Origin of the sequence: Pseudomonas sp. Kh14 (assembly GCF_900291005.1) — a bacterium.
GTDB classification, from domain to species: domain Bacteria; phylum Pseudomonadota; class Gammaproteobacteria; order Pseudomonadales; family Pseudomonadaceae; genus Aquipseudomonas; species Aquipseudomonas alloputida.
This window is the reverse complement of record NZ_OLKJ01000247.1, coordinates 1-245: the sequence shown is the minus strand read 5'-3', so window position 1 is coordinate 245 and position 245 is coordinate 1. Positions and strand designations below refer to the sequence as shown.

The 245-nt window shown below is 48.6% G+C and carries 1 pseudogene; it reads left to right on the top strand.

The window, feature by feature from the left end:
• Positions 1-31 precede the first annotated feature (31 nt).
• A pseudogene (locus tag FQ668_RS28005) lies at positions 32-245 on the top strand (alkene reductase); the annotation flags it as partial.

The following is a 245-nucleotide window of genomic DNA, read 5'->3' as shown; positions in this document are numbered from 1 at the left end:
CTCTCGTTCTGGAGATGCAGGGGCTATTATCGTGGAAAGCGCATTTGTCGAAAATTACGGCCGTGCATTCCCTGGGGCTCTAGGTATCAACCACGACAGTAAAATTGCTGGCCTCGAAAAATTGGCAACGGCAATTAAAGCTAAAGGTTCGAAGGCTATTTTACAAATTTATCATGCTGGACGCATGGCAAATGGTGAATTCAATGGCGGCCACCAACCGATCTCTGCCAGTCCTGTTGCCGCTC